Origin of the sequence: Pseudomonas botevensis (assembly GCF_019145475.1) — a bacterium.
Taxonomy (GTDB): Bacteria; Pseudomonadota; Gammaproteobacteria; order Pseudomonadales; family Pseudomonadaceae; genus Aquipseudomonas; species Aquipseudomonas botevensis.
In genome coordinates, this window is sequence record NZ_JAHTKI010000018.1 from 25,529 (window position 1) to 50,471 (window position 24,943).

The 24,943-nt window shown below is 61.7% G+C and carries 24 protein-coding genes; 8 read left to right on the forward strand and 16 right to left on the reverse strand.

What is annotated here, in order from left to right:
* The first annotated feature begins 53 nt into the window (after window positions 1-53).
* Entirely contained in the window at window positions 54-1,598 is a 1,545-nt protein-coding gene (locus KVQ74_RS21080; RefSeq protein ID WP_217833104.1) for an MFS transporter, read from the forward strand.
* Window positions 1,599-1,663: 65 nt separating this feature from the next.
* On the opposite strand, the gene KVQ74_RS21085 is transcribed toward KVQ74_RS21080, so the two are convergent.
* On the reverse strand, window positions 1,664-3,055 hold the full coding sequence (locus KVQ74_RS21085) for an aldehyde dehydrogenase family protein (RefSeq protein ID WP_217833105.1): 1,392 nt from the start codon (window positions 3,053-3,055) through the stop codon (window positions 1,664-1,666).
* Between the two features lie 103 nt (window positions 3,056-3,158).
* Between KVQ74_RS21085 and ptrR the strand changes: the two genes are divergently transcribed.
* The 3 genes from ptrR to KVQ74_RS21100 all read left to right on the forward strand — a co-directional run bounded on the left by ptrR (window position 3,159) and on the right by KVQ74_RS21100 (window position 5,348).
* The gene (gene ptrR / locus KVQ74_RS21090) at window positions 3,159-4,037 is read left to right on the forward strand and encodes a putrescine utilization regulator PtrR (protein ID WP_217833292.1); all 879 of its coding nucleotides are present in this window, start codon (window positions 3,159-3,161) and stop codon (window positions 4,035-4,037) included.
* Window positions 4,038-4,126: 89 nt separating this feature from the next.
* Window positions 4,127-4,789 carry a M24 family metallopeptidase gene (locus KVQ74_RS21095; RefSeq protein WP_217833106.1) on the forward strand — a complete coding sequence of 221 codons (663 nt, stop codon included), beginning with the start codon at window positions 4,127-4,129 and terminating at the stop codon, window positions 4,787-4,789.
* A gap of 130 nt (window positions 4,790-4,919) precedes the next feature.
* Window positions 4,920-5,348, forward strand: a complete 429-nt coding sequence (locus KVQ74_RS21100) for a TOBE domain-containing protein (protein ID WP_217833107.1) — start codon at window positions 4,920-4,922, stop codon at window positions 5,346-5,348.
* A 64-nt stretch (window positions 5,349-5,412) separates the two neighbouring features.
* Here the strand turns inward: KVQ74_RS21100 and KVQ74_RS21105 are convergent, their stop codons facing one another.
* The 9 genes from KVQ74_RS21105 to KVQ74_RS21145 form a co-directional block, all read right to left on the reverse strand.
* Window positions 5,413-6,036: a glutathione S-transferase family protein gene (locus KVQ74_RS21105; protein WP_217833108.1), complete on the reverse strand. Its 624-nt coding sequence runs from the start codon at window positions 6,034-6,036 to the stop codon at window positions 5,413-5,415.
* A gap of 9 nt (window positions 6,037-6,045) precedes the next feature.
* On the reverse strand, window positions 6,046-6,678 hold the full coding sequence (locus tag KVQ74_RS21110) for a helix-turn-helix transcriptional regulator (protein WP_217833110.1): 633 nt from the start codon (window positions 6,676-6,678) through the stop codon (window positions 6,046-6,048).
* Window positions 6,679-6,696: 18 nt separating this feature from the next.
* The gene (locus KVQ74_RS21115; protein ID WP_217833112.1) at window positions 6,697-7,329 is read right to left on the reverse strand and encodes a hypothetical protein; all 633 of its coding nucleotides are present in this window, start codon (window positions 7,327-7,329) and stop codon (window positions 6,697-6,699) included.
* A 154-nt stretch (window positions 7,330-7,483) separates the two neighbouring features.
* The gene (locus KVQ74_RS21120) at window positions 7,484-8,899 is read right to left on the reverse strand and encodes a purine-cytosine permease family protein (protein ID WP_217833113.1); all 1,416 of its coding nucleotides are present in this window, start codon (window positions 8,897-8,899) and stop codon (window positions 7,484-7,486) included.
* Window positions 8,900-9,154: 255 nt separating this feature from the next.
* Window positions 9,155-10,303, reverse strand: a complete 1,149-nt coding sequence (gene argE, locus KVQ74_RS21125) for an acetylornithine deacetylase (RefSeq protein ID WP_217833115.1) — start codon at window positions 10,301-10,303, stop codon at window positions 9,155-9,157.
* Complete coding sequence (locus KVQ74_RS21130) at window positions 10,300-10,977, reverse strand: DUF1028 domain-containing protein (RefSeq protein WP_217833116.1); 678 nt, start codon at window positions 10,975-10,977, stop codon at window positions 10,300-10,302. The genes argE and KVQ74_RS21130 overlap by 4 nt, the downstream gene beginning before the upstream one ends.
* Window positions 10,978-11,066: 89 nt before the next feature.
* Complete coding sequence (locus KVQ74_RS21135; protein ID WP_217833118.1) at window positions 11,067-11,483, reverse strand: RidA family protein; 417 nt, start codon at window positions 11,481-11,483, stop codon at window positions 11,067-11,069.
* A 58-nt stretch (window positions 11,484-11,541) separates the two neighbouring features.
* Entirely contained in the window at window positions 11,542-12,846 is a 1,305-nt protein-coding gene (locus KVQ74_RS21140; protein WP_217833120.1) for a flavin-containing monooxygenase, read from the reverse strand.
* A gap of 260 nt (window positions 12,847-13,106) precedes the next feature.
* Window positions 13,107-13,925 (reverse strand): alpha/beta fold hydrolase, encoded by an 819-nt coding sequence (locus KVQ74_RS21145; protein ID WP_217833121.1) that lies wholly within the window; start codon window positions 13,923-13,925, stop codon window positions 13,107-13,109.
* 179 nt (window positions 13,926-14,104) lie between these two features.
* On the opposite strand from KVQ74_RS21145, the gene KVQ74_RS21150 reads away from it, so the two are divergent.
* Window positions 14,105-14,569: a winged helix-turn-helix transcriptional regulator gene (locus KVQ74_RS21150; RefSeq protein WP_217833123.1), complete on the forward strand. Its 465-nt coding sequence runs from the start codon at window positions 14,105-14,107 to the stop codon at window positions 14,567-14,569.
* Between the two features lie 57 nt (window positions 14,570-14,626).
* Here KVQ74_RS21150 and KVQ74_RS21155 read toward each other — a convergent pair whose 3' ends face one another.
* Both KVQ74_RS21155 and KVQ74_RS21160 read right to left on the reverse strand, forming a co-directional pair.
* Complete coding sequence (locus KVQ74_RS21155) at window positions 14,627-15,670, reverse strand: LLM class flavin-dependent oxidoreductase (RefSeq protein ID WP_217833125.1); 1,044 nt, start codon at window positions 15,668-15,670, stop codon at window positions 14,627-14,629.
* Between the two features lie 69 nt (window positions 15,671-15,739).
* Window positions 15,740-16,225: a flavin reductase family protein gene (locus tag KVQ74_RS21160; RefSeq protein ID WP_217833127.1), complete on the reverse strand. Its 486-nt coding sequence runs from the start codon at window positions 16,223-16,225 to the stop codon at window positions 15,740-15,742.
* Window positions 16,226-16,549: 324 nt separating this feature from the next.
* On the opposite strand from KVQ74_RS21160, the gene KVQ74_RS21165 reads away from it, so the two are divergent.
* Both KVQ74_RS21165 and KVQ74_RS21170 read left to right on the forward strand, forming a co-directional pair.
* Window positions 16,550-17,959 carry a purine-cytosine permease family protein gene (locus KVQ74_RS21165; RefSeq protein ID WP_217833129.1) on the forward strand — a complete coding sequence of 470 codons (1,410 nt, stop codon included), beginning with the start codon at window positions 16,550-16,552 and terminating at the stop codon, window positions 17,957-17,959.
* Window positions 17,960-18,220: 261 nt separating this feature from the next.
* On the forward strand, window positions 18,221-19,321 hold the full coding sequence (locus KVQ74_RS21170; RefSeq protein WP_217833131.1) for a polyamine ABC transporter substrate-binding protein: 1,101 nt from the start codon (window positions 18,221-18,223) through the stop codon (window positions 19,319-19,321).
* A gap of 36 nt (window positions 19,322-19,357) precedes the next feature.
* Here the strand turns inward: KVQ74_RS21170 and KVQ74_RS21175 are convergent, their stop codons facing one another.
* The 4 genes from KVQ74_RS21175 to KVQ74_RS21190 all read right to left on the reverse strand — a co-directional run bounded on the left by KVQ74_RS21175 (window position 19,358) and on the right by KVQ74_RS21190 (window position 23,844).
* Window positions 19,358-20,335, reverse strand: a complete 978-nt coding sequence (locus KVQ74_RS21175; protein WP_217833132.1) for a TerC family protein — start codon at window positions 20,333-20,335, stop codon at window positions 19,358-19,360.
* Between the two features lie 203 nt (window positions 20,336-20,538).
* Window positions 20,539-21,012: a sortase family protein gene (locus KVQ74_RS21180; RefSeq protein ID WP_217833134.1), complete on the reverse strand. Its 474-nt coding sequence runs from the start codon at window positions 21,010-21,012 to the stop codon at window positions 20,539-20,541.
* A gap of 193 nt (window positions 21,013-21,205) precedes the next feature.
* Window positions 21,206-22,918: an amidase gene (locus tag KVQ74_RS21185; protein WP_217833136.1), complete on the reverse strand. Its 1,713-nt coding sequence runs from the start codon at window positions 22,916-22,918 to the stop codon at window positions 21,206-21,208.
* A 137-nt stretch (window positions 22,919-23,055) separates the two neighbouring features.
* Window positions 23,056-23,844 (reverse strand): AraC family transcriptional regulator, encoded by a 789-nt coding sequence (locus KVQ74_RS21190; protein WP_217833138.1) that lies wholly within the window; start codon window positions 23,842-23,844, stop codon window positions 23,056-23,058.
* An 84-nt stretch (window positions 23,845-23,928) separates the two neighbouring features.
* Here KVQ74_RS21190 and KVQ74_RS21195 point away from each other — a divergent pair, with 84 nt between their 5' ends.
* Complete coding sequence (locus tag KVQ74_RS21195; protein ID WP_217833141.1) at window positions 23,929-24,927, forward strand: bile acid:sodium symporter family protein; 999 nt, start codon at window positions 23,929-23,931, stop codon at window positions 24,925-24,927.
* The last annotated feature ends 16 nt before the right edge of the window (window positions 24,928-24,943 follow it).

The following is a 24,943-nucleotide window of genomic DNA, read 5'->3' on the forward strand; positions in this document are numbered from 1 at the left end:
GATCAACCGATCGCAGCCTGCCTGACATTATTTTTTCTTCATCGGACGAATTCATGACAACTGTCTCTCAACACCGGATCGAGCGCGACAAGCTGCTGATCCTCGCGGCCATCTGCCTGTCGGCACTGGTCCTTCCCTTGAGTTTTACCGGTGGCGCGGTGGCGACGCCGGCCATTGGTCGAGACCTGGGCGGCAGTCCCGTGGCGCTGACCTGGATCACCAATGCGTTCATGCTGTCGTTCGGCAGTCTGCTGATGGCGGCGGGGGCGCTGGCCGACGTCTACGGGCGCAAGCGCCTGTTCGCTTTCGGCATGCTGCTGTTTACTGGCGCGTCGATTGCCCAGAGCCTGGCGCCTTCGGTGTTCTGGCTGGATGCGCTGCGAGCGATTCAAGGGGTGGCCGGTGCTGCGGCGCTTGCCAGTGGTTCGGCGGCGCTGGCACAGGAGTTTGAGGGTCATGCGCGGACGCGGGCGTACAGCATGCTCGGCACCACGTTCGGCATCGGCCTGGCGTTCGGGCCGTTGCTGGCCGGGGCGCTGATCGAAGCGTTCAACTGGCGGGCGATCTTCGTCTTCACCGCGTTGATTGGCGTGATCGCCATGGTGTTCGGTCTGCCGCGCATGCGGGAAACCCGCGATCCGCAGGCCTCGGGTCTCGATTGGCCGGGCACCGTCACGTTCAGCACGATGCTGGCGTTGTTCACGTTCGGCATCATTCAAGCCCCGGAAAGTGGCTGGGGCAGCCTGTTGGTGGTGGGGTTGCTGGCGGCTTCGGCGTTGTTGCTGGCGCTGTTCGTCATCATCGAAATGCGCGTCGAACGGCCGATGCTGGACCTGACCCTGTTCCGCTTCCCGCGATTTATCGGCGTACAGATGCTGCCGATCGGCACGTGCTATTGCTACATCGTGCTGGTGGTCATGCTGCCGCTGCGCTTTATCGGCGTGGAAGGTTTGAGTGAAATCGAGGCCGGCCTGCTGTTGCTGGCGTTGTCCGCGCCGATGCTGGTGGTGCCGATGCTTGCTGCCTCGCTGACGCGTTATGTATCGGCGGGCCTGTTATCGGGCGGCGGTTTTCTGATTGCCGCCGTGGGCCTGCACTGGCTGAGCCTGTACAACGTCGGTGAGCCGAAATTTGCCCTTGTTGTGCCGATGGTGTTGATCGGGATCGGCAGCGGTTTGCCGTGGGGTTTGATGGACGGTTTGTCGATCAGCGTGGTGCCGAAAGAGCGCGCGGGCATGGCCGCCGGGATCTTCGGCACGGTGCGGGTGGCGGGTGAGGGGATTGCACTGGCGAGTGTTGCGGCGATTCTGGCTTCGCTGTTGCACAGCGATCTGTCGAGTGCCGTGCAGGCGGTGGCTGGCAGTGCTGACGCGGCGCTGATTGCCGAGACGGCGCACCGGGTCACCACCGGCGATATGGCCCACGCCATCAACCGTGTTCCGGGTCTGGCCAATGAGCGGCTGGTGCAGGGGTATGCCTCGGCGTTTCAGTATCTGCTGCACATCCTGACGATCATCACGCTGGTGTCGGCGGCTGTGGTGCTGGGGCTGTTGAGTGGCAAACGGGCCGTTACGGAACCGCAGGAGGCGGCGGCATAAGTCAGGCATCGAGAATGAAAAAAGCCCGGGGGCATGATGCCTCCGGGCTTTTCATTTTCAGGGGATCAGTGACGATCCAGCCACACGGTTTGCGCGTTGCAGAACTCGCGCACACCGAAGTGCGACAGCTCGCGGCCGAAACCGCTTTTCTTCACGCCGCCGAAGGTCACGCGCGGGTCGCTGGCGGAGTAACCGTTGATGAACACGCCGCCGGTTTCCAGCTCGCTGGTCAGTTGCTGCGCCAACTCGACGTTGGCGGTGTAGATCGTCGCGGTCAGGCCGAATTCGCTGTCGTTGGCCAGGGCCACGGCATGGGCGCAATCGCGGGCGGTGATGATCGAGGCGACCGGGCCGAACAGTTCCTGTTTGAACGAGGTCATGCGGTCGGTGACGTTGGCCAGTACGGTCGGCTCGTAGTAGTTGCCGGCACCTTCAGCCTTGCCGCCGCCGAGCAGCAGGGTTGCGCCTTCTTCAAGGGTATCGCGCACCTGTTGGTCCAGTTCGTCGCGCAGATCGAAGCGGGCCATCGGGCCGATGTAGGTATCGGCGGACAACGGATCGCCCATTTTCAGTTGGCGTGTGGCTTCGACGAATTTGCGGGTGAATTCCTCGACCACGCCTTCTTCGACGATCAGGCGCTTGGCGGCGGCGCAGACCTGACCGGAGTTCTGGTAACGACCGATCACCGCCGCTTGTACGGCGGCGTCCAGATCGGCGTCGTTGAGCACGATGAACGGGTCGGAACCACCGAGTTCCAGCACGCATTTTTTCAGCGCGGCGCCTGCCTGGGCGCCGATCGCCATGCCGGCGCGCACGCTGCCGGTCAGGGTCACGGCGGCGATGCGTGGATCGGCGATCGCGGTGGAAACGCCTTCCGGGGTGACGTTGATCACTTCGAACACGCCTTCAGCGAAACCGGCACGGGTGAAGGCGTCGCGCAGCAGGTAAGCGCTGCCCATCACGTTCGGCGCATGCTTGAGCACGTAGGTGTTGCCGGCGATCAGTGTCGGCACGGCGCCGCGCAGCACTTGCCAGATCGGGAAGTTCCACGGCATCACCGCGAGGATCGGGCCGAGCGGACGGTATTCGATGCGGGCCTTGCCGTCTTCGACCTGGGTCGATTCGGCGTCGAGCATGGCCGGGCCGTGTTCGGCGTACCATTCGCAGAGTTTGGCGCATTTCTCGATTTCGCCACGGGCCTGGGCGATCGGCTTGCCCATTTCCAGGGTAATCATGGTGGCCATGGCTTCGGCGCCTTCACGCAGGGCACTGGCGAGGGCGCTTAGGGCGCGGGAGCGATCCTGCAGCGGTTTGCGTTTCCACTTGTTGAAAGCAAAAGAGGCACGGGTCAGCGCGGCATCGAGGGCTTCGGCGGACTCGAACGCATAGTGGCCGATCTGTTCACCGGTAGTCGGGTTGATCGAGATGGCGTGGGTCTGGCTGGAAATCTGGCTCATGGCGTCGTCCTGCGTGTTCAGTGGATGAGCCTAGAGTAGGGTGGTGTTTGTTTTCTGGAAACTGAATAATAAAGATCGTTTCTTTCACGATTGGAGAATGACTGTGGATCTGGTGCAGCTGGAAATCTTCAAGGCCGTTGCCGAGCACGGCAGCATCAGCGCGGCGGCGGCGCAGATCCACCGCGTACCGTCGAACCTGACCACGCGGATCAAACAGCTTGAACAGGACCTGGGCGTCGATCTGTTCATTCGCGAGAAGAGCCGCTTGCGCTTGTCGCCGGCCGGCTGGAGCTTTCTCGAATACGCGCGACGGATTCTTGATCTGGTGCAGGAAGCCCGGGCCACCGTGGCTGGCGAAGAACCGCAAGGCGCGTTTGCCCTCGGCTCGCTGGAAAGCACAGCGGCGGTGCGTATCCCCGAATTACTGGCGGCGTACAACCAGAAGCACCCGAAAGTCGATCTGGACCTGTCCACCGGCCCGTCCGGGACGATGATCGACGGCGTGCTGTCCGGCCGACTGGCGGCAGCCTTCGTCGACGGCCCGGTGCTGCACCCGTCGCTGGAGGGCGTGCCGGCGTTCGAGGAGGAAATGGTCATCATCGCGCCGCTCAATCACCCGCCGATCCAGCGCGCGGCGGATGTGAACGGTACGAGCATCTATGCGTTCCGCTCCAACTGCTCCTACCGTCACCATTTCGAAAAGTGGTTCAGCACCGACGCCGCGGTGCCCGGCAAGATCTTCGAAATGGAGTCCTACCACGGCATGCTCGCCTGCGTCAGCGCCGGCGCGGGCCTGGCCTTGATGCCGCGCAAAATGCTGCAGAGCATGCCGGGGTGCGCGACCGTCAGCGTCTGGCCGCTGGCGGCGGATTTTCGTTTCCTGACCACCTGGCTGGTGTGGCGGCGGGGGATGGTGTCGCGCAGTCTGAGCAGTTTCGTGCAGTTGTTGGAGGCGCGGGGAGTGGTGCGGGAACAGAGTTGATTGACACCTTGTGTCATCGCTCGGTTAGTATCGCAATATACAAATCTATATAGCGTTTCATCCCTGCAGATCAGTACAAGGAAAAAGCGATGAGCACGGCCCTGAGCGGCAAAGAAGCGGTAGGCGAACGTTTTGTGCTGGAGAGCATGCGTCATGCCCAGCAATTGACCTGGAAAGCCGTCGACGAAATTGCCAGGGTGATCAAACCCGGCATGCTCGAGTCCGAAGCGCAGGCCCAGGGCAAACAGATTCTTGCGCAACTGGGCATGGACCGGATCTGGCATCCGCTGCTGATCCGCTTCGGCGCCAATACGCTCAAGACCTTCAAACAGCGCTCCGATGGCGACCCGGTGCTGGGTGAAGAGGACATCTTCTTTATCGACATGGGGGTGGTCTGGCAGGGGCATGAAGGGGACGCCGGGGCCACCTTCACCACCGGCGCCGATCCACAAATGATCGCCTGTGCTGCGGCGGCCAAAGAACTATTCGTGCGTGTCGAGGCGTTGTGGCGCGAGGGCGTCTCCGGCACCGAGCTCTACCGCTACGCCGCCGAGCAGGCGCAGGCAATGGGCTGGAAATTGAATCTGGACATCAAGGGCCATCGGGTCAGCGATTTTCCTCACGCGATCTATCGTGGCGGCGACCTCGGCGATTTCGAGGGCCGACCGAACGCAGGCGTGTGGATTCTGGAAATCCAGATTGCTCATCCCGAGCTTCCGTATGGCGCCTTTTATGAAGACCTGCTGATCTGACTGCTAGAGTCAGATGTCTTGGGTCCTGGTGCCAGGCATGAAGCACGCGCCGTAGTTGAATCTACAGGGCGCTTGCCGGATGATACAGGCCGTTTCCTAACTCGAAAGTCAAAAAAAGAGGACGCCCGTCATGAAAGTCAGTGCCCGTAACGTATTCAAAGGCCAGGTCAGCCAGGTTCAGGAAGGCTCGGTCAACGCCGAAGTTGTGTTGACCCTGGCGGGTGGCGAGAAACTGGTTGCGGTGGTGACCCTGGCCAGTCTCAAGAGCCTGGGCATTGCGGTTGGCAAAGAGGCGGTCGCGCTGGTCAAGGCGCCCTGGGTGATGCTGATGACCGAAGCCAGCGACATCCGTCTGTCTGCCCGCAACTGCCTGCAAGGCAAGGTGCTGAGCGTCACCGATGGCGCGGTCAACGCCGAAGTGGTGATCGAGCTGGCCGGTGGCTCGAAGGTCTATTCGATCGTGACCCGCGATGCGGTGACCGAGCTGGGCCTGGCGGCGGGTGTCAGCGCGACGGCGGTGATCAAGGCGTCCCATATCATCCTGGGTGTGCCGGCCTGACAAGCAGCGGATTTACGACAATGCCGGGATCTTTCACAGATCCCGGCATTTTTTATGGAACCCCTCAAGGCGTGCCGTTGCGCCCATACCGACGATAACCGGGGCGCTGGTTCAAGCGCTCGTAATAAGCACTCACCGCCGGCAGGTGTGGATGCTCGAACGGTGTCTCGAACCAGCGATTGACCGACAACCCGATGGGAATGTCGGCGAGGGAAAACTGCTCGCCGCTGACGTAGGCGCCAGTTTTCTCCAATTGCCGGTCGAGGATTGCCATGTTCCGTGACCAGGCTTCACGGCCCGCCACCAATGCGCCGCTGTCCTGATGATCCGGCGACTTGCGTACCAGCGACAGAAACGCGTATGACCACGAGCGGTTCAGCTCCGAAGCCTGCCAGTCGATCCACTGATCGACGCGCGCCCGTGCCTGCGCTTCGGTCGGGTAGATGTGTGCGCCGTCGTAGCGTGCCACCAGATAACGAATGATCGAATTGGATTCCCACAGCGTGAAATCGCCGTCCTTGATCACTGGCACCATGGCGCAGGGATTGAGGGCGAGAAACTCCGGCGTGTGGGTTGACTTGAAACCCGAGCCCCAGTCTTCACGTTCGAAGGGAATATCCAGTTCGGCGCAGGTCCACAGCACTTTGCGCACGTTGATCGATGAAGCCTTGCCGAGTATCTGCAGCATATCCTTGCCCTATTGATCGTGTGAGTGGGGCGTCTCGGCCTTGAGCGCAAAGCGACAGACATTCCCCCCGCGCAGCATGCATTCCAGGTGTTCGGTTTCGCCACCCCCCAATGTGCCGATCAACGCCAGGTCGAGTTCGCACACCACCGGATGCACTTTGGCCAGGTGATGGAACACGCAGTTGTGCGCGACGATCTGCGGCTCGTCTGCCGAGCGGAAAAACACCTCGGCCTGATAGCCCGCGCGATTCATGTGCTCGACGATCCGTGCCTCATCGACAACGTGATGTTCAAGATCACCCGCCATTTTGCGCCCCAGATTGCGCATCAGATCCTTGAGCGCATCTGCGCCCATCAGGCCTGCGACCTCTTCGATCAGCAGGTTCGCCAGCAGCGGATATTGCCGGGGAAACGCTTCCTTGGCCTGTTCCGTCAGCTGATGCAGCTGCTCGGGACGGCGCCCGGTGGGGCGCGTGCCGCCGCGCATCACCAGACCGTCGCGCTCCAGGGCTGCCAGATGCTGGCGCACAGCCGTGCGTGTGATCGCCAGGCTGTGGGCCAGATCATCGATGCTCATGCCCGCCGGTTCGTAGAGCAAGGCGTGCAGCAGATCCTGTTGGGTGCGACCCAGTCCTTCGAGCATCGGCATGCCTCCCGTGGGCTAGCGGAACTTGTCCGGAAACTGCTTGACCAATGCCCCGGTCAAGGCATCGGCGAGGTTGAGTATATGCGTGCGCATCATCTGCCAGGTCTGCGCCTCGCCGGTGTAGTCACCTGAGGCCAATTGATCGATTTGCGCCACATGATGCCCGCCGTGGGCGCTGAGCAAGGCGTTCAGGGTCGGCTCGGGCAAGTAGGGATTGGCCTTGGCCAGAAACGCGGCAATCGCCTTGGCGTTCGAGGTCAGATCGTTGACCGCCGCCTGTTTGCCAGCGGAGTCCCTGGCGACCGTCGCATCGCTGTAATGCTTGACCGCGCCCCAGTGACCGGCCAGCAGTTTGAGCAACTGATCGGCCGCCGGCTGGCCGTAGAGCGGGGCGATGCTGTTGGCGATGGCAGTGGCGTTGCTCACCACTTCTTTGGTCGCAAGGTCGGCGGCCTTGTGGTTGCCGGCCTGATTGGCGACGGCGTAATTGCGGATCCAGAAGATGTGTTCGCCCCATAGGTCGCGCAAGGCGAGGCGCGTGGTCAGGGCGGCGGAGTCCGTGGTGGGGGAAGCAGGCGGGGCGGTCTGGCTCCAGGCCGGTTGAGCGAGCAGGGCAATCAACAGCAATGTCGCGATCTTGATGTTCATGACAGCACCCTCGAAGGTGAGATGTTCAACAAGAGTAATTTAAGCATCAAAATATGTTTTTATTGGTCCGCCACCGATTAACCGATCAATGGTCACAGACGCACAAAAGCCGAAGGCCCTCACATGAAGGGCCTTCGGCTTTTTCGCGGCACGGTTACAGGCTGCTCGCCAGTTTCCCGCTCGACAACCGCCGACGGTAGGCGCTGTCACGATTGGCCAGCCAGAAATACAGCGGCGACGTCACCAGCAAGCCCACCAGCCACGACAGGTCGGCGCCGTTGATGTGTGCCGACACCGGGCCAACGTACAGCGGCGTGTTCATGAACGGAATCTGCACGGCGATGCCGATTGCATAGGCCAGCAACGCCTGCGGGTTGTAGCGCCCGTAGATACCGCCGTCGACCTGGAAGATCGAACCGATGTCGTACCGGCCTTTGTGGATGGCGTAGAAGTCGATCAGGTTGATCGCAGTCCACGGCACCAACACCACGAGCAGCACCAGCACCATGTCGACGAAGTGACCGATGAAGTCCGCCGAGGCGCCGACGGCGGCGAAACAGCAGGCGGCGAGGACGATGATCGATATCACCGCGCGGCTTTTCGCGGTGGGGATCCAGCGGTAGGCGAAAGTCTGTACCAGCGTAATCAGCGACAACACCGCGCCGTACAGGTTGAGGGCGTTGTGGCTGATGACGCTGAGCAGAAACAGCACCAGCATCAGCGGGCCGATGGCGCCGGTGGCGAGTTTCACCGCGTCCATGGTGTCCATGCCCACCGGCGTCGCCAGCACCGCGACGGCGCCGAACACGAACGACAGGCTCGAACCCAGCGCCGAACCCAGATACGTGGTCCAGAACGTCGCCGCCACGGGCACGTTGGCCGGCAGGTAGCGCGAGTAGTCGGAAACGTATGGTGCGAACGCGATTTGCCACAACGCCGCCAGCGACACCGTGGCGAGCCAGCCAGAGAGATTGAAGCTGCCACGAGTGAGGAAGTCGTCGGTCTGGATGTGGGTCAGGATGTAGCCGAAGCCGATCACGATGCCGATCCCCAGCACCCAGGTGCCGATGCGGTTGAGCACATGGATGAAGCGGTAGCCGATGATGCCGATGATCCCCGAACCGAGGGCGCCGATGACGATGCCGACCGGCACTGGAACGCTGTCGACCACGCCATGCAGCGACTTGCCGGCCAGAACGATGTTGGACGCGAAGAAACCGATGTACATGACGCCGGCAATCAGCACCACCAGCAGCGCACCGAGGGAGCCGAATTGCGCACGGCTCTGGATCATCTGCGGAATGCCCATCTGTGGGCCTTGGGCCGAATGCAGCGCCATCAGCACGCCGCCGACCAGGTGACCGACGAGAATGGCGACGATGCCCCACACCAGATTCAGGTGGAACAACTGAACGCCGAGGGCGCCGGTGACGATGGGCAGCGGCGCGATGTTGCCACCGAACCAGAGGGTGAACAGATCCCGGACTTTTCCATGACGATCCTCGGGAGGCACATAGCCGATCGTGTGTTTTTCAATGAGTGGTGCGCTGGTTGTTGCAGAGCTGGACATGAGAACTCCAAGGCAAGGACGAGTACGTGGACGTACTTCAGTGAGCGCCGCGCGGGGCGACGCATTTCTTGTTGGAGCCGATCATGTGCAATGCATCGGGAGAGATAAATTAGTAGTTTTGTTGCTTCAAGCCCTAAAAAAAGTAAGCCCCCGGATCGCTGGATTTCACTCGGACAGCCGCCTTCGCCAGCCCTGAAAAACGAGCTGCCGAAGGCGGCGACTGGCTGATTTTCGGGGACGGCCCGCTCGTGGATTTCAGGCGCGAATGAACGCCAGCATCCGCTGCAGCATCCCGTCGCAGGCATGCAGTTGGGCGAGGCTGACGAACTCGTCGGGCTTGTGTCCCTGATCCATGCTGCCCGGCCCGCAGACCACCGTGGGAATGCCCACCGCATCAAACAATCCGCCCTCGGTGCCGAACGCCACGGTGCCGAAATCCTTCGAACCACAGAAGGCCGCGATCAGCTCGGCCGCCTGGCTCTGTGCATCGGTCACCAGGCCCGGATACGCCGACAACTCGCTGAAGCGGATCTCGCTTTGCTCGCTGACCGCACGCATGCGCGGCAGCACTTGCTGCTCGGCGTACGCCTTGAGTTGTTGCGCGACCTGCGCCGGATCCTGTGAGGGCAGGGCGCGGACTTCGAAGTCGAAACGGCAATCGGCAGGCACGATGTTCAGCGCCTTGCCGCCGCTGATCACGCCGGTCTGCACCGTGGTGTAGGGCGGGTCGAAGCGCGGGTCGTGAGGCCCGGCCCTGAGCTGTTGGCCAAGGCGTCCCAGCTCGCCGATCAGCTCGGCGGCGTACTCGATGGCATTCACCCCGCTCGGGGCGTAGGCCGAATGGCAGGCATGGCCGTGGACATCGCAGCGCATCGCCAGTTTGCCCTTGTGGCCGAGCACCGGTTTGAGCTGCGTCGGTTCGCCGATGATGCACAGCAGCGGCTTGACCGGACGTTGTTCCAGCACCGCCAGCAGCGAACGCACGCCGAGGCAGCCGACCTCTTCGTCATAGGACAGGGCGATGTGAACGGGCAGGCGCAACGACGTCGCGACCAGCGAAGGCACCAACGCCAGCACGCAGGCAATGTAGCCCTTCATGTCCGCGGTGCCGCGCCCGTACAGCTTGCCGTCGCGCTCGCTGAGTTCGAACGGCGGCAGCGTCCAGGGCTGGCCGTCGACCGGCACCACGTCGGTGTGCCCGGACAGCACGATGCCCGGCAGATGGGCCGGGCCGAGGGTCGCGAACAGATTGGCCTTGCTGCGCTCGGTGTTGTAGATCAACTCGCACGGCACATCGAACCCGGCGAGGTAGTCGCGGACGAACTCGATCAGGTGCAGGTTGGACTCGCGACTGGTGGTGTCGAAGCCCACCAGCGTTCTGAGCAGTTCGACGCTGGAGCTCATCGATCGTCTCCGGCAACCCCATAACCCGGCGCCTTGGCCGGGTCGAGGGCGCGGTCGATGTAGTCCTGCAATTGCGGACGGTAGGCATCCCACAGGCGTTGTAACTGACCGATCGGGTCTTCATCGGCCCAGTCCACCCGCAGGTTGACGATTGGCCAGGTCAGTTCGCCGACCACCACGACCGCCGCCGAATGCACCGGACCGGCTTCGCCACCGCGGGCCTGACCGGCCTGCAGGGCTCTGATCAGACGATCGGCCAACTGACCTTCGCCGTCCTCGAATGCGCTGACCATGGCTTCGATCACCGCGCGTCCGGCGAGCATGTTGCCAGCGGCCACGCACTGATCGCCGGACACGGCGTTGTGTACGCCGAGGGTTTGCCCGCCGCTGAAGTGCGCCGTCTGGCCGAGGTGATTGATCGCGATGATCTGCCGGTACTGGCTGTAGCCGTTGCGGGCCAGCACCTTGTCCAGCGCGGCGTCGGGCGCGAGGCCTTGCTCCATCAGCGCGAGGACTTCCGGGCCGAGGGACGGCAGGGTGATGTTCTGGCTCGAGACCGCGCCGACACCCGGCAGCAGCCACGGGCAACGGGCGCCGACGGCGATGCTCGACGAACTGATGGCGATGCCGAACTGACCGGTTTCGGGGCAGCGGGCGGCGATGGAAAATGTCATGTCTTTACTCCTGTTCGACTTGAGAGCGAGAGGCCTGGACCGGCCTCTTCGCAGGCAAGCCCGCGAAGGGCTCGACCCGGTGCGCCTGCTTACTCGGGAATCACGGCTACCACATCGATCTCCATCAGCCACTGCGGCTGACCGAGCGCCGACACCACCAGCCCGGTGGAAATCGGGAACACCCCTTTGAGCCATTTGCCGACTTCCTGATACACCGGCTCGCGGTAGCGCGGGTCGATCAGGTAGGTGGTGGTCTTGACGATGTGGCTCAGGTCGCTGCCGGCCTCTTCCAGCAGTTGCTTGACGTTGCGCATGGCCTGTTCGGTCTGCGCGCGCGGGTCGCCGAGGCCCACCAGTTGCCCGTCGAAATCGGTGCCGACCTGACCGCGCACGTACACGGTGTTGCCGGCGCGCACGGCCTGGCACAAATCGTTATCGAGGGTCTGGTTCGGGTAGGTGTCCTTGGTGTTGAACATGCGAATACGGGTGTGGGTTGGCTGGCTCATGTGAAGCTCCTGACGAAATCTGGCCCGGCGCAACCGGCGCCGGTACGGAATGGGGTGATCAAGCGTCGACGGTGTCGGCCGTCTTGCTGTGCGCGGCCTCGCGCTGACCGGCATCGCGATAGTCCAGGTACTTGCGCTGGGTGGCGATGTGGTCGGCGACGTGCTTTGCGTCGTGCCACACGCCCCAGATGAACGACGAGCCGCGCCGCGACTGCCAAGGCAACCCGAGGAAGTACACGCCCGACTCGCTGGACACCCCGCGCTGATGTTGCGGCTTGCCGTTGGCATCGAACGCCGCGACCTTCAGCCAGGCGTAATCCACGGCGAACCCGGTGGCCCAGATGATCGACGTGATGCCGGCCTCGGCCAGATCCAGACTGGCGAGGGGATGCTTCACACAGTCAGGATCGGGATAGGTTTCCCGCGCCTCAGGCTCCGGCGGCAGGTCCAGGCCGTTGCGTTCGATGTAGGCGTCGGCGGCATCGAGCAGCGCCAGGTAGTTCTCGTCGCCGCGCTTGAGGTTGTCGAGCAGATCCTGCTTGAACGTCACCACGCCGTCGTTGAACGATTCGGTCACGCCGACCAGGGTCATGCCGCGATGGGCCAGGCCCCGGAAGTCGATGGTGCGACCGCCGTGGGCACCGCTGACGGCGATGGTCACGTGCTCGCGGCCAGGTTTCATCGCGGCCTGATCCCACTCGCCAAGCACGCCGAGCCACCAGCAGAAATCGCGGTTGCGGTAGGCACGGGGAGGGCGGTCATGGGCGCCGACCGAGAGGTAGACCTGCTTGCCCGAACGCTGCAGTTCGTCGGCGATCTGCACGCCTGAAGAACCGGCACCGACTACCAGTACCGCGCCCTGAGGCAGTTGCTGCGGGTTGCGGTAATCGGCCGAGTGAATCTGCAACAGGTGCTCGTCCTTTGGCGCGATCGCCGGGATCACCGGACGCTGGAACGGGCCGGTGGCCGCGACGACGCGCGCGGCTTCGATCACGCCGTCGGACGTTTCGACGGTGAAGCCCGGACGGCCGACATTACGCTGCACACTCTTCACTTCGACGCCGGTACGGACTGGCGCGTTGAATTTCTTCGCATAGGCTTCGAAGTAATCGGCGACGCGCTCCTTGTGGGCGAAACCGTCCGGATCGACGTCATCGAATTCCATCCCCGGAAAGCGGTCGTGCCACGCCGGGCCGTTGGCGACCAACGAATCCCAGCGCCCGGTGCGCCAGCGTTCGGCGATGCGGTTGCGCTCCAGAACCAGGTGCGGCACGCCCAGTTTGCTCAGGTGTTCACTCATGGCCACACCCGCTTGACCGGCACCGACAACAAGCGTGTCTGTTTTTATTATTTCAGTGGTCATCTCTAATCCTTTCTCACGAGGCAGTTGGATTCAGGCCGCTGTCGACCTGTTCTCTGTGCTTGGGATCAGACTAGGGAGGGGGTGGGTATCGGTAAAATATTATTAAGCTGGGATGTGAAGATAAAAACGTGATGCAGAGGCCTGCAAGGCCCGTAAATACGGGGCGCCGGTCAATGGCTTGACCCAGCGTGCGGACAAAAAAAGGGACGCCGACAAGTGTGCCGGTGTCCCTTTTTTCGGGTGCTCAGTTCACTTCGAACTCAGCGATTGAGAAAGCCCAGCAGGTCTTCGTTCAACTGTTGTGCGTGGGTCACGGCAAAACCGTGCGGCGCGCCGCTGTAGACCTTCAATTCGGCACCCTTGATCTGCTCGGCGGCTTTCTTGCCGGTGGTTGCGAACGGCACGATCTGGTCGGCGTCGCCATGGATCACCAGGGTCGGCACGTCGATCTTCGCCATGTCCGGGCGGAAATCGGTTTCCGAGAACGCAGTCACGCAGTCCACGGTGCCCTTGAGCGAGGCCAGCAGGGCGATGTTCAGGGTTTGCGTCAGCACGCCATCGGAGACTTTCTGGCCCTGGTTGGTGCCATAGAACGGTGCAGCGAAATCGGCGATGAACTGCGCACGATCCTTCAACAGACCAGCCTTGATGCCATCGAATACCGCTTTGTCGACGCCCTCGGCGAAGTCGGCTTTCTGCCCGAACAACGGCGTCACCGCGCCCAGCAACACCAGTCCGGCAACCCGCTCGCTGCCGTGACGGGCGATGTAACGACTGACATCACCTCCACCCATGGAGAAGCCGACCAGGGTCACGTCACGCAGGTCCAGGTGTTCGATCAGTTGTGCGATGTCGTCGGCGAAAGTGTCGTAGTCATAACCGTTCCACGGTTGCCCGGAACGGCCGAAACCCCGACGGTCGAACGCAATGGTGCGGTAGCCACGGCTGCTCAGGTACTCCATCTGGTATTCCCACATGTCGGCATCCAGCGGCCAGCCATGGCTGAACAACACGGGCTTGCCGCTGCCCCAGTCCTTGTAATAGATCTCGGTGCCGTCTTGGGTGGTGAACGTGCTCATGGGAACTCCTTGTGTCAGGGATCGCGGATGCCGGGATGGCAGCGTTGACTATCCTCGCAACGTGCGCCGGCCACTTGTACGCAAGTGCTAAGTTTCCGGTCGGGAAAGGCAGCCGCTGTCGATCAAGGGTTGTAAGATGCAACCGCATCGACTTTGCTGTTTTGCTGGAGACACCTGAAATGAAGCGCAAAAGCTTTGAAGGCAACATCTGCCCGGTTGCCCGCACGCTGGATCTGATCGGCGACTGGTGGTCGCTGCTGATCATCCGTGATGCGCTGGACGGGGTTCGCCGTTTCGGTGATTTTCAGAAGAGCCTGGACATCGCCAAGAACATGCTCAGCACCCGCCTCAAGGGGCTGGTCGAAACGGGCATCCTGCAACTGGTGCCGGCGTCCGATGGCAGTGCCTATAAAGAGTACGTGCTGACGGAAAAGGGCCGCGCGTTGCAGACCGTGATCGTTGCGCTGTCGCAGTGGGGCGGGGAGTTTCTGTTCGAGACGGACGAGTCGGGGTCGGTGATGGTCGACGCACAGAAGCGCAAGCCGATCAGGAAAATCCAACTGTTGTCGGCCGATGGCCGTGTGCTGGCGCCCGAGGACGTGGCGACCCGGGTGGGCGGTACGGCGGAACGACGCCACGCCTGATAAAAACGCCCCGAACCCCTCGGGGCGTTTTCATGGGGTCAACGGTCAGCCCGGTGCTCAGCGAAACGCCGGCACCACATGCTTGATAAACAGCTCCAGCGATTTCTTCTTCTCGGCGTGGGGCAGGCTGTTGTCACACCAGAAGCTGAACTCGTCCACGCCCAGTTCCTGGTAGTACTTGATGCGCGGAATGATTTCTTCCGGCGTACCGATCATCGCGGTCTTGTGCAGGCTTTCCAGTTCGAACTCCGGGCGGCCGGCGAACTTTTCTTCCGGGCTTGGCGCGAGGAAGCCGTTGACCGGCACTTCCTTGTTGCCGAACCACGCATCGAAGGTGCGATAGAAGCGCGAGATCGCTTTGGCGCCGACCTTCCAGCCTTCCGGATCGTCTTTAGCGTGAACGTGGGTGTGGCGCAGCACCATCAGTTGCGGGCGCGGCACGCCAGGGTTGTTATCCAGCGCGGTCTGGAATTTGTTTTTCAGGTCGAGGACTTCCTCGTCGCCCTTCATCAGCGGCGTGACCATGACGTTGCAGCCATTGGCCACGGCGAAGTTGTGTGAGTCCGGGTCGCGGGCGGCGATCCACATCGGCGGGTTCGGCTTCTGCACCGGTTTCGGCACGCTGGTGGAGGTGGGGAATTTCCAGATGTCGCCGTCGTGGGCGTAGTCGCCTTGCCACAGGGCGCGAACCACCGGAACCATTTCCCGCAGCGCCTGGCCGCCGGAGGAAGCCGGCATGCCGCCGGCCATGCGGTCGAATTCAACCTGATAGGCACCACGGGCCAGGCCGACTTCCATCCGCCCGTTGCTGATCACGTCGAGCAGCGCGCATTCACCGGCCACCCGCAGCGGGTGCCAGAACGGCGCGATGATGGTGCCGGCGCCCAGGTGAATGGTGGTGGTCTTGGCCGCAAGATACGCCAGCAGCGGCATCGGGCTCGGTGAGATGGTGTATTCCATGGCGTGGTGTTCGCCGATCCACACGGTGCTGAAACCGCCGGCCTCGGCCATCAACGTCAGTTCGGTCAGGTCTTCGAACAGTTGACGGTGGCTGACGCTTTCGTCCCAGCGTTCCATGTGTACGAACAGGGAAAATTTCATGACGCTACCTCTGATCTCTTGTTGGCGGCCGGTCGCTTGCAGGCCTGTTGTAAAGGGAAGTGGTCAGGCTCAGGCGAAAGCGGGCAGGGCGCCCATCTTGCCGTGGCAATACACCAGCGGGCCGGCGTTCTGCTCGGGCACGATCAGGTTCTTCACCGCGCCGACCATGATGGCGTGGTCGCCGCCTTCGTATTCGCGCCACAACTCACATTCGATGATAGCTGTCGCATTGGCCAGGATCGGGTTGCCCAGCTCGCTCAATGTCCATTCGATGCCTTGTGCCTTGTCCTTGCCTTTACGGGCGAAGGCGTAGGCTTCGCTCTGCTGGCCGCCAGACAGGAAGTGAATGGCGAAGCGCTTGTTCTTGATCAGCACCGGGTAGGAGTCGGAGCTGTAGTTGGGGCAGAACAGCACCAGGGCCGGGTCCATCGACAGCGAGCTGAAAGCGCTGGCGGTCAGGCCGACGATCTGGCCGTCGTCATCCAGGGTGGTGATGACGGTGACGCCGGACGGGAACGAGCCCATGACTTGTTTGTAGATGGCAGCATCGATCATTGGACAATCCTCGAATGCGGTGGAGCGGGTTTTTATGTGTTTGTAGGTCTGATGGTATACCGTAATACATCGATTGCAAGGTCTTTTTCAGTGAAACGATAAAGCGCGTCGTTTCGTCGGAAACTCAGGGTTTACGGGGCTTTTTTGCTCTCCTGTCAGCCCCGGATTCCGGGAAGATGGCGGATCAGTTGTCGATGAAAACAGCGGATCAGTCTTGTGCAAAGTTTGGAATACCATAATATGGTGTTCGCCTGAGGGGGCGGAAAAAGCCCCCTGGTTTGGCTTCATACAAAGATAAGAACAGACAAACTCGAGTTCATGCACATGCCCCAGATGTCCCGGCAAGACCCGTTGATCGAGAATCACACAGTCGATTACGTCCCACTCGCGGAACGCCACGGGAAGGCCCGCGATCTGTTCACGCTCTGGTTCAGTACCAACATTGCGCCACTGCCCATCGTCACCGGCGCCATGGTGGTTCAGGTGTTTCATCTGGACCTGTTCTGGGGGCTGCTGGCGATTGCGCTGGGGCACATGATCGGCGGCCTGGTGATCGCTCTCGCGTCGGCCCAGGGACCGCGCATGGGCATTCCGCAGATGGTGCAGAGTCGTGGTCAGTTCGGCCGTTACGGCGCGCTGCTGATCGTGTTTTTCGCGGCGATCATCTACGTCGGCTTCTTCATTTCCAACATTGTGTTGGCGGGCAAGTCCATCGTCGGCATCGCGCCATCGGTGCCGGCGCCGCTGAGCATTTTGATCGGTGCGCTGAGCGCCACGGCCATCGGCGTCATCGGTTACAACTTCATCCATACGCTGAACCGCATCGGCACCTGGGTGATGGGCAGCGCGTTGCTCGCCGGGTTCATCTACATCTTCGGCCATGATCTGCCGGCAGACTTCTTCACCCGTGGCAGCTTCAACCTGTCCGGCTGGCTGGCGACGGTGTCGCTGGGGATTATCTGGCAGATCAGCTTCTCGCCGTACGTGTCCGACTACTCGCGTTACCTGCCGGCGGACATTGGCATCAGCAAGCCGTTTTTCGCCACCTACCTGGGGGCGACGCTGGGCACCATTCTGTCGTTCACTTTCGGTGCGGTGGCGGTGCTGGCGACCCCGGAAGGCACCGAAGCGATGGCGGCGGTCAAGCAGTCCACCGGATGGCTGGGCCCTATTCTGATGGTGCTGTTCCTGCTCAACATCATCAGCCACAACGCGTTGAATCTGTACGGCGCGGTGCTGTCGATCATTACCTCGATCCAGACCTTCGCCAGCCAGTGGACACCGAGCATCAAGGTGCGCGTGGTGTTGTCGAGCGTGATCCTGGCCGGTTGCTGCGTGGTGGCGCTGGGCGCGTCGGCAGACTTCATTTCCGAGTTCATCGGCCTGATCCTGGCGCTGTTGTTGGTGCTGGTGCCGTGGGCCTCGATCAACCTGATCGACTTCTACCTGATCAAGCGCGGCAGCTACGACATCGCCTCGATCTTCCGCGCCGACGGCGGGATCTACGGACGTTTCAACCTGCACGCGATCATTGCCTATTTCCTTGGCATCATCGTCCAGTTGCCGTTCGCCAACACCTCGCTGTACGTCGGCCCGTACGCCAATCTGGTGGACGGTGCGGATCTGTCCTGGCTGGTCGGGCTGATCGTCACGTGCCCGTTGTATTACTGCCTCGCGACGCGTGGCCAGACCCGGCAGCAGAGCAGGGCGGCGCGGTTGGGCTACACCGACTGACCCTGACTGGTTTCACCCACAATGCCCGGCACCTGCCGGGCATCGTCGTTTACGGACTGCGGCGGTCACGCAAATTGGCCATTTCGATCCCCTTTTGGCCAACCCCCTACTGTGATCGGGCGGCGCTCTCGGCAAGAATCGGAGCCATCCTGCAAAACTACAAGAGTCAGCCGCTGCTCCTTACCCATGGCCACCCGTCTGGCCGCTGCCGTGTACAGAACATAAAAACCATCCGACTCACGCCGCATCCGGGGAAACAATATGGTCACGATCAAACGCATTCTGGGCGCCACTGTCTGTGGGCTGACGCTGCTCGCCAGCGCCGCACAGGCTGAACAGCGCGAATTGCGGGTGTACAACTGGGCGGACTACATCCTGCCGTCCGTGCCCAAGGATTTCGCTGCGCAAAGCGGCATCAAAGTCACCTGGGACACCTTTGATACCAACGAATCCCTGGAAGCCAAGCTGCTGACCGGCAACTCCGGCTACGACCTCGTCGTGCCGTCGAACCAGTTTCTCGATACCCAGATCAAGGCCGGCGTGTTCCAGAAACTCGACAAATCCAAGCTGCCGAACTGGAAGCATCAGGATCCCGAGCTGCTCAAACTGCTCGACGCCAACGATCCCGGCAACCAGTACGGCGTGCCTTACATGGTCGGTACGGTGCTGATCGGCTTCAACCCGGCCAAGGTCAAGGCTGCGCTCGGCGAGAACGCCCCGGTGGACAGTTGGGATCTGGTATTCAAGCCCGAGAACATGGAAAAACTGAAATCCTGCGGCGTGGCGATGCTCGATTCACCGTCGGAAATCCTGCCGCTGGCCCTGCATTACCTGGGCCTCGACCCGAACAGCCAGAACCCGGCCGATTATGAAAAGGCCAAGGATTTGATGCTCAAGGTTCGCCCCTACGTGACCTACTTCAACTCGGCCAAGTACATGACCGACATCGCCAACGGCGACATCTGTGTGGCGATCGGTTACTCCGGCAGCTTCTATCAGTTCGGCAACCGCGCCAAAGAAGCGGGCAACGGCGTGGTGGTCGACTGGCGCTTGCCGAAGGAAGGCGCACCGATCTGGTTCGACACCTTCGCCATTCCCAAGAGCGCGAAGAACGTCACCGAGGCGCACGAATTCCTCAACAACTTGCTCGATCCGAAGGTCATCGCCGGGATCAGCGATTTCCTCGGTTATCCGAATGCCAACAAGGATTCGATACCGCTGATCAACAAGGAAATCACCGGCAACCCGAACCTGACACCGACCCCCGAGGCGCTGAAAACCCTGTACGTGGTGCAGCCGTTGCCGCAGAAACTGGAGCGGGTGCGCACGCGGGTGTGGACCAGCATCAAGTCCGACAAGTAAGCGCAACCTCCTTGCAGGAGCCGTCGAGCACGGCTCCTACAAAGACTGGGTCTGATCCTCTTTGCGTGTGAGGATCAGGCTCAACACCACCGACAGCAAAATCACCGTCCCCACCACCGCCAGCGACCACTCCACGGGCATGTGAAACCACGGCATGACCGTCATTTTGCCGCCGATGAACACCAGCACCAGCGCCAGGCCGTACTTGAGCAGGTGAAAGCGGTCAGCCATGTCGGCGAGCAGGAAGTACAGGGCGCGCAGGCCCATGATTGCGAAGATGTTCGAGGTGAAAATAATGAACGGGTCAGTGGTGACGGCGAAGATCGCCGGAATGCTGTCGACCGCGAACATCAGGTCGCTGGCTTCGATCAGCACCAGCACCAGAAACATCGGCGTGGCCCAGCGCACGCCGTTCTGCACCACGAAAAAGCGCTCGCCATGAAAGCCGTGGGTGATGCGCAGATGCCCGCGCACCCAGCGCAGCAGCGGGTTGTTGTCGAGGTCCGGTTGTTGCTCGGCGAACACCAGCATCTTGATCCCGGTAATGATCAGGAACACGCCGAACACATACAGCAGCCAGGCAAACTGCGACACCAGCCAGACCCCGGCAAAAATCATCGCCGCGCGCATCACGATCGCCCCGAGCACGCCGTACAGCAGCACGCGCCGTTGCAACTCCGGCGGCACTGCGAAGTAGCCGAAGATCATCACGAAGACGAACATGTTGTCGATCGACAGCGATTGCTCGATCAGATAACCGGTGAGGAATTCCAGGGTTTTGCGCTGGGCGATCTCGGCGCCGAACGCGCCGTTCAGATACCACCAGAGCAGACCGGCAAACGCCAGCGCCAACAGGCACCAGGCAACCACCCACGCCGAGGCTTCGCGCACCGACACCCGATGCGCCTTGCGTCCGCCGAAGACAAACAGATCCAGGGCCAGCATCGCCAGAACGAAGACGATGAAGGCGCCCCACATCCACGGCTCGCCGATATTAAGGTGTGTGGCTGGCATGGCGTTCTCCCGGTCTGAATATTATTTGGGTAGACGCGGTCATGCTAGCGAGGGGATTACGCGGGAGAAAAATCGTTTATTTCGTCACTGTGGTTCGGTTTTTCCGAAGTGTTGCGTGTAGCAGGCTCGCTGAACGCAACGGAGAAACAGCTTGCTCATCCGTTCAGCGCAGCCAGAAATTTTCCCAGCGACACCGCAGGCTCCTAGTATTGGTTGTCGTACGTAGGCTCAAGATGAAACTTTCCGTCAACGGTGTACTTGATGTCCTCTATCACTATCTCGACTTTATAAAATCCTGAGATCGTGCCGTCGTTATGGCGGGTAATTGTCAGATTTCCACTCTTTGCAGCCGGTGAAACCTGATCGACTTCAATGAGAATGAATGGACGGTCTTTGCTTGTTATCGGGTAGGTGCCGTCCTTCAATCCTTTAGGAATGACCAGGGATAGTTTCTCGATTTCGAATCCCTCGCCGCTGCTTCCAAGAAGACTTTCGGCTTGATCGGTGAAGCTCTGGAACCAGAACTCTTTCGCACGAATTTCTGTTTTTCCGGAGGGCAGGGGTGGTTGAAAAGAAGCTCGGTAATACACGAAGGGAGAAGGCGTTTTAGATCGCGGTGAGTCTGGATTCAAATCATCGCGAAGAACAGTTGCTATTGGGTTTTCAGGAATATTCATGATGCAACTTTCCGAATGGTGAGTAGGTGTTTCGTTGATAGGGACTATCAACTCATTTTCACGCTACTCGCACGTTATCGACCGAACAACTGATAGAACTGACAGTTGTCCGGTACTGATAAGTGTGATCCGGTTACTCATCATCAAGTCGGAAGAATGCCGCGCCCACCGGTCGCGGCATAACGTTGTGCTGCTATCGACGCGCCGAAAGCGCCGGCGTACGCGGCGGTATCTGGCGCTTCGAACCGGTCGCTTCAAACGCTGCCGCCAGGCGCAGCAGCGTCGAATCATCATAGGCGCGCCCGGCAAACGTCAGGCCTACCGGCATGCCGATGTCCGCCATGATGCCCATCGGTACGGTCACGGTCGGCACGCCGAGGTGACGGATTGCCAGGTTGCCGTTGGCGACCCAGATGCCGTTGCTCCAGGCGATGTCCGCCGAAACCGGATTGATATCGGCATCTGCCGGGCCAACGTCGGCGTTGGTCGGGAACAGCACGGCGTCGAGGCCGAGGCGGTCCATCCAGTCTTCCAGGTCGATCTTGCGGGTCTGTTCCAGGCCGCGAAGACCGTCCGGCAGGGTCGGGATCTGATCCCACGAGGCGAGGCCGCGCTCGGCCATGCGCACGTACTCGTCCATGCCTGCCGCCAGGTCGCCTTCACGGTTGGGCAGGGTGCCCGGGTCGTGCGGGAAGATTTTCGGCCCGTCGACGTCGGCCAGGCGATTGAGTTTCGGATCGCCGTTGGCCCGCAGGAAATCATCGAACGCCCAGCCCGACAGTTCCCACAATTCGTGGTGCAGGAACTCTTTGGAAACGATACCGCGATTGAACACGGTTGGCGCGCCAGGGCGGTCGCCTTCGCAGTTGGACACCAGCGGGAAATCCACTTCGATCACTTCGGCACCGGCGGCTTCCAGGGCTTTGCGCGCCTCTTTCCAGAGGTCGATCACCGAAGGCCGGGTGTTGATGCGTTGGCCGGTCGGGCCGCCGATACCCGGTTCGGCGCTGGTGCCAGCCTCGGGGTCGGCGTTGATGTACATGCGCGGCACACCCAGGCGTTTGCCGGCCAAGGCATCACGGTTGACTGCCAGTTCGGCGTACGAGGCCGGGCGCACCGAGGCGACGCTTGGAATCGGCACCCACGGTTGCAGACGCCACAGGTCGCCACGGGTGTCGCTGTCTTCGGCAACCACCACATCGAGCACTTCGAGCAGGTCAGCCATGGTGCGCGCGTACGGCACCACCACGTCCATCGTCGGGGTCAGCGGCCAGTTGCCGCGCACCGAGATCACCCCGCGCGACGGCGTGTAGGCGCACAAGCCGTTGTTCGAGGCCGGGCCGCGACCGCTGGACCAGGTTTCTTCGGCCAGACCGAACGCCGAGAAGCTCGCGGCAGTGGCCGTGCCGGCGCCGTTCGACGAGCCGGACGCGAACGGTGCGGTCAGGTAGTCAGCGTTGTAAGGGCTTTCGGCGCGGCCATAGACCCCGCGCTGCATCCCGCCATTGGCCATCGGCGGCATGTTGGTCTTGCCCAGGCAGATCGCCCCGGCGGCGCGCAGGCGTTCGATGGTGAACGCATCGCGATGAGCGACCAGATCGGCGAAAGCCGGGCTGCCGGAGGCGGCAGTCAGGCCCTTGACCAGATAGCTGTCCTTGGCGGTGTAGGGAATGCCGTCGAGCGGGCCGAGCAGTTCACCTCTTGCCCGGCGGGCATCGGAAGCTTCGGCTTCTTTCAGCGCCTCGGGGTTGCGCACCACCACGGCATTCAGCGCCGTGTCGGTGTCCGGGCCATCATAGGCGTCGATCCGCGCCAGATAGGCCTGCACCAGTTCCACTGCAGTGGTCTGGCCGGATTCGAGCGCCGCGCGCAATTGGGCAATGGAGACTTCAGTGACTTCGATCATGCTGTTACCGCCGACTGGTTCGCTAAAGGGTGGGTCATCAGGGTTATCGTCGAAAGACGTCAAAAATGTTTGATGGACGAAACTCTACCTTGAAGTGGGTCGCTTGGCTCGTACAAATTCGATAAATATCGGCATTTTTATCGGAAAAACTCTCCGGGCGTTTCTCCGAATTGCTGGCGAAACGCGGCGATGAAGGCCGAAGTCGAGTCATAACCGCAGGCCAGAGCCACGTCGGTGACGCGTTCGCCCCGTTCCAGCGGGGTCAGCGCACCCAGCAGGCGCAAGCGCTGACGCCAGGCACGAAAGGTCAGGCCGGTATCGCGCAAAAACAGCCGACTCAGGGTTTTCTCGGTAACGCCGAATTTTTCGCTCCAGTGGTTGAGCGTAGTTTGCTGCTCTGGATGCTGTTCCAGACTCTGATAGATCTGCCGCAGGCGACTGTCCTGAGGCAGTGGCAGCATCAAGTCGATCTGTGGTGCTTCGGCCAGTTGGTCGAGGATCACCTGGGCCAATCGTCCGTGGGCGCCGTTCTGGTCGTATTCCACCGGCACCAGACTGAACGCCCGGATCAGCTCGCGCAGCAGGTCGCTGACCCCAAGCACATGACAACGCTCGATTGCCCACCCCGACACGCTGCAATCAATGTACAGGCTGCGCATTTCAGTCTGTGGCGAGCTGAACACCCGATGGGGCATGCCCGCCGGAATCCACACCGCGCGTTCCGGCGGGGCGACGAAACGTCCGGCGCTGGTCTGCACTTCGAGTACGCCCTGAATCGCGTAGGACAGTTGCACCCACGGGTGACTGTGGCGACGGGTGAGGGCGCGATTGGGCAGCGATTCGGTGCGCCCGTACAGCGGACGAGGCAGGCTCGGCAGCCCGGGGACGCTGCGTCTGACGCTTTTTTCGTGTCCTTTAGGCGGCATCTGGCGGCTCTTCGGCGTTAGTCGGTAATTCTCAGGTACGTTAGAGTCGCTTTCACGTACAGGCAACCCCCGGATGAGCAAACCATGACGCGCCCAAGATTCCTGCCCGACAACTTCACCCTGACCCTGATCGGCGTGGTGTTGCTCGCCAGCTTCCTGCCCGCCAGCGGCCAGGTCGCCGTCGGCTTCGGCTGGCTCACCAACATCGCCATCGCGCTGCTGTTCTTCCTGCACGGCGCCAAACTTTCCCGCGAGTCGATCATCGCTGGCGCCGGCCACTGGCGCCTGCACTTGCTGGTGTTCGGCCTCACTTTTGTCCTGTTCCCGTTATTGGGTCTGGCGCTGAAACCGTTGCTGTCGCCCTTGGTCGGCGACCAGCTGTACATGGGCATGCTCTACCTCTGCGCACTGCCGGCCACGGTGCAATCGGCGATTGCCTTCACCTCGCTGGCGCGGGGCAATATTCCGGCGGCGATCTGCAGCGCGGCGGCGTCCAGCCTGTTCGGGATCTTCCTCACACCGCTGCTGGTGACCTTGCTGCTGAACGTCCACGGCGACGGCGGCTCGACCCTCGACGCGATCCTGAAAATCAGCGTGCAACTGCTGCTGCCGTTCATCGCCGGACAGATCGCCCGGCGCTGGATCGGCGCCTGGGTCGGGCGCAACAAGAATTGGCTGAAGTTCGTCGACCAGGGTTCGATCCTGCTGGTGGTCTACGGTGCGTTCAGCGAAGCGGTCAATGAAGGCATCTGGCATCAGATCCCGGTGATCGACCTGCTGGGCCTGGTTGTGGCTTGCTGCGTCCTGCTGGCGCTGGTACTGGTGGCGTCGACGGTATTGGGCAAGGCATTCGGCTTCAGCCAGGAAGACCGCATCACCATCCTGTTCTGTGGTTCGAAAAAGAGCCTGGCGACCGGCGTGCCGATGGCCCAGGTGCTGTTCGCCGGCAGCACCATCGGGGTGCTGATCCTGCCGCTGATGCTGTTTCACCAGATCCAGTTGATGGTCTGCGCGGTGCTGGCGCAGCGTTACGCAAAGCGGCCGGAATCGGTGCCGGAGTTGATGGCGCACGTCGACCCTTGAGCCGCACCTGAGCCGG

Bases quoted from the DNA above. Each gene is read 5' to 3' on its own strand.
- KVQ74_RS21080 (WP_217833104.1), top strand. From the start codon at position 54: ATGACAACTGTCTCTCAACACCGGATCGAGCGCGACAAGCTGCTGATC.
- KVQ74_RS21085 (WP_217833105.1), bottom strand. From the start codon at position 3,055: ATGAGCCAGATTTCCAGCCAGACCCACGCCATCTCGATCAACCCGACT.
- KVQ74_RS21095 (WP_217833106.1), top strand. From the start codon at position 4,127: ATGAGCACGGCCCTGAGCGGCAAAGAAGCGGTAGGCGAACGTTTTGTG.
- KVQ74_RS21100 (WP_217833107.1), top strand. From the start codon at position 4,920: ATGAAAGTCAGTGCCCGTAACGTATTCAAAGGCCAGGTCAGCCAGGTT.
- KVQ74_RS21105 (WP_217833108.1), bottom strand. From the start codon at position 6,036: ATGCTGCAGATACTCGGCAAGGCTTCATCGATCAACGTGCGCAAAGTG.
- KVQ74_RS21110 (WP_217833110.1), bottom strand. From the start codon at position 6,678: ATGCTCGAAGGACTGGGTCGCACCCAACAGGATCTGCTGCACGCCTTG.
- KVQ74_RS21115 (WP_217833112.1), bottom strand. From the start codon at position 7,329: ATGAACATCAAGATCGCGACATTGCTGTTGATTGCCCTGCTCGCTCAA.
- KVQ74_RS21120 (WP_217833113.1), bottom strand. From the start codon at position 8,899: ATGTCCAGCTCTGCAACAACCAGCGCACCACTCATTGAAAAACACACG.
- argE (WP_217833115.1), bottom strand. From the start codon at position 10,303: ATGAGCTCCAGCGTCGAACTGCTCAGAACGCTGGTGGGCTTCGACACC.
- KVQ74_RS21130 (WP_217833116.1), bottom strand. From the start codon at position 10,977: ATGACATTTTCCATCGCCGCCCGCTGCCCCGAAACCGGTCAGTTCGGC.
- KVQ74_RS21135 (WP_217833118.1), bottom strand. From the start codon at position 11,483: ATGAGCCAGCCAACCCACACCCGTATTCGCATGTTCAACACCAAGGAC.
- KVQ74_RS21140 (WP_217833120.1), bottom strand. From the start codon at position 12,846: ATGACCACTGAAATAATAAAAACAGACACGCTTGTTGTCGGTGCCGGT.
- KVQ74_RS21145 (WP_217833121.1), bottom strand. From the start codon at position 13,925: ATGAGCACGTTCACCACCCAAGACGGCACCGAGATCTATTACAAGGAC.
- KVQ74_RS21150 (WP_217833123.1), top strand. From the start codon at position 14,105: ATGAAGCGCAAAAGCTTTGAAGGCAACATCTGCCCGGTTGCCCGCACG.
- KVQ74_RS21155 (WP_217833125.1), bottom strand. From the start codon at position 15,670: ATGAAATTTTCCCTGTTCGTACACATGGAACGCTGGGACGAAAGCGTC.
- KVQ74_RS21160 (WP_217833127.1), bottom strand. From the start codon at position 16,225: ATGATCGATGCTGCCATCTACAAACAAGTCATGGGCTCGTTCCCGTCC.
- KVQ74_RS21165 (WP_217833129.1), top strand. From the start codon at position 16,550: ATGCCCCAGATGTCCCGGCAAGACCCGTTGATCGAGAATCACACAGTC.
- KVQ74_RS21170 (WP_217833131.1), top strand. From the start codon at position 18,221: ATGGTCACGATCAAACGCATTCTGGGCGCCACTGTCTGTGGGCTGACG.
- KVQ74_RS21175 (WP_217833132.1), bottom strand. From the start codon at position 20,335: ATGCCAGCCACACACCTTAATATCGGCGAGCCGTGGATGTGGGGCGCC.
- KVQ74_RS21180 (WP_217833134.1), bottom strand. From the start codon at position 21,012: ATGAATATTCCTGAAAACCCAATAGCAACTGTTCTTCGCGATGATTTG.
- KVQ74_RS21185 (WP_217833136.1), bottom strand. From the start codon at position 22,918: ATGATCGAAGTCACTGAAGTCTCCATTGCCCAATTGCGCGCGGCGCTC.
- KVQ74_RS21190 (WP_217833138.1), bottom strand. From the start codon at position 23,844: ATGCCGCCTAAAGGACACGAAAAAAGCGTCAGACGCAGCGTCCCCGGG.
- KVQ74_RS21195 (WP_217833141.1), top strand. From the start codon at position 23,929: ATGACGCGCCCAAGATTCCTGCCCGACAACTTCACCCTGACCCTGATC.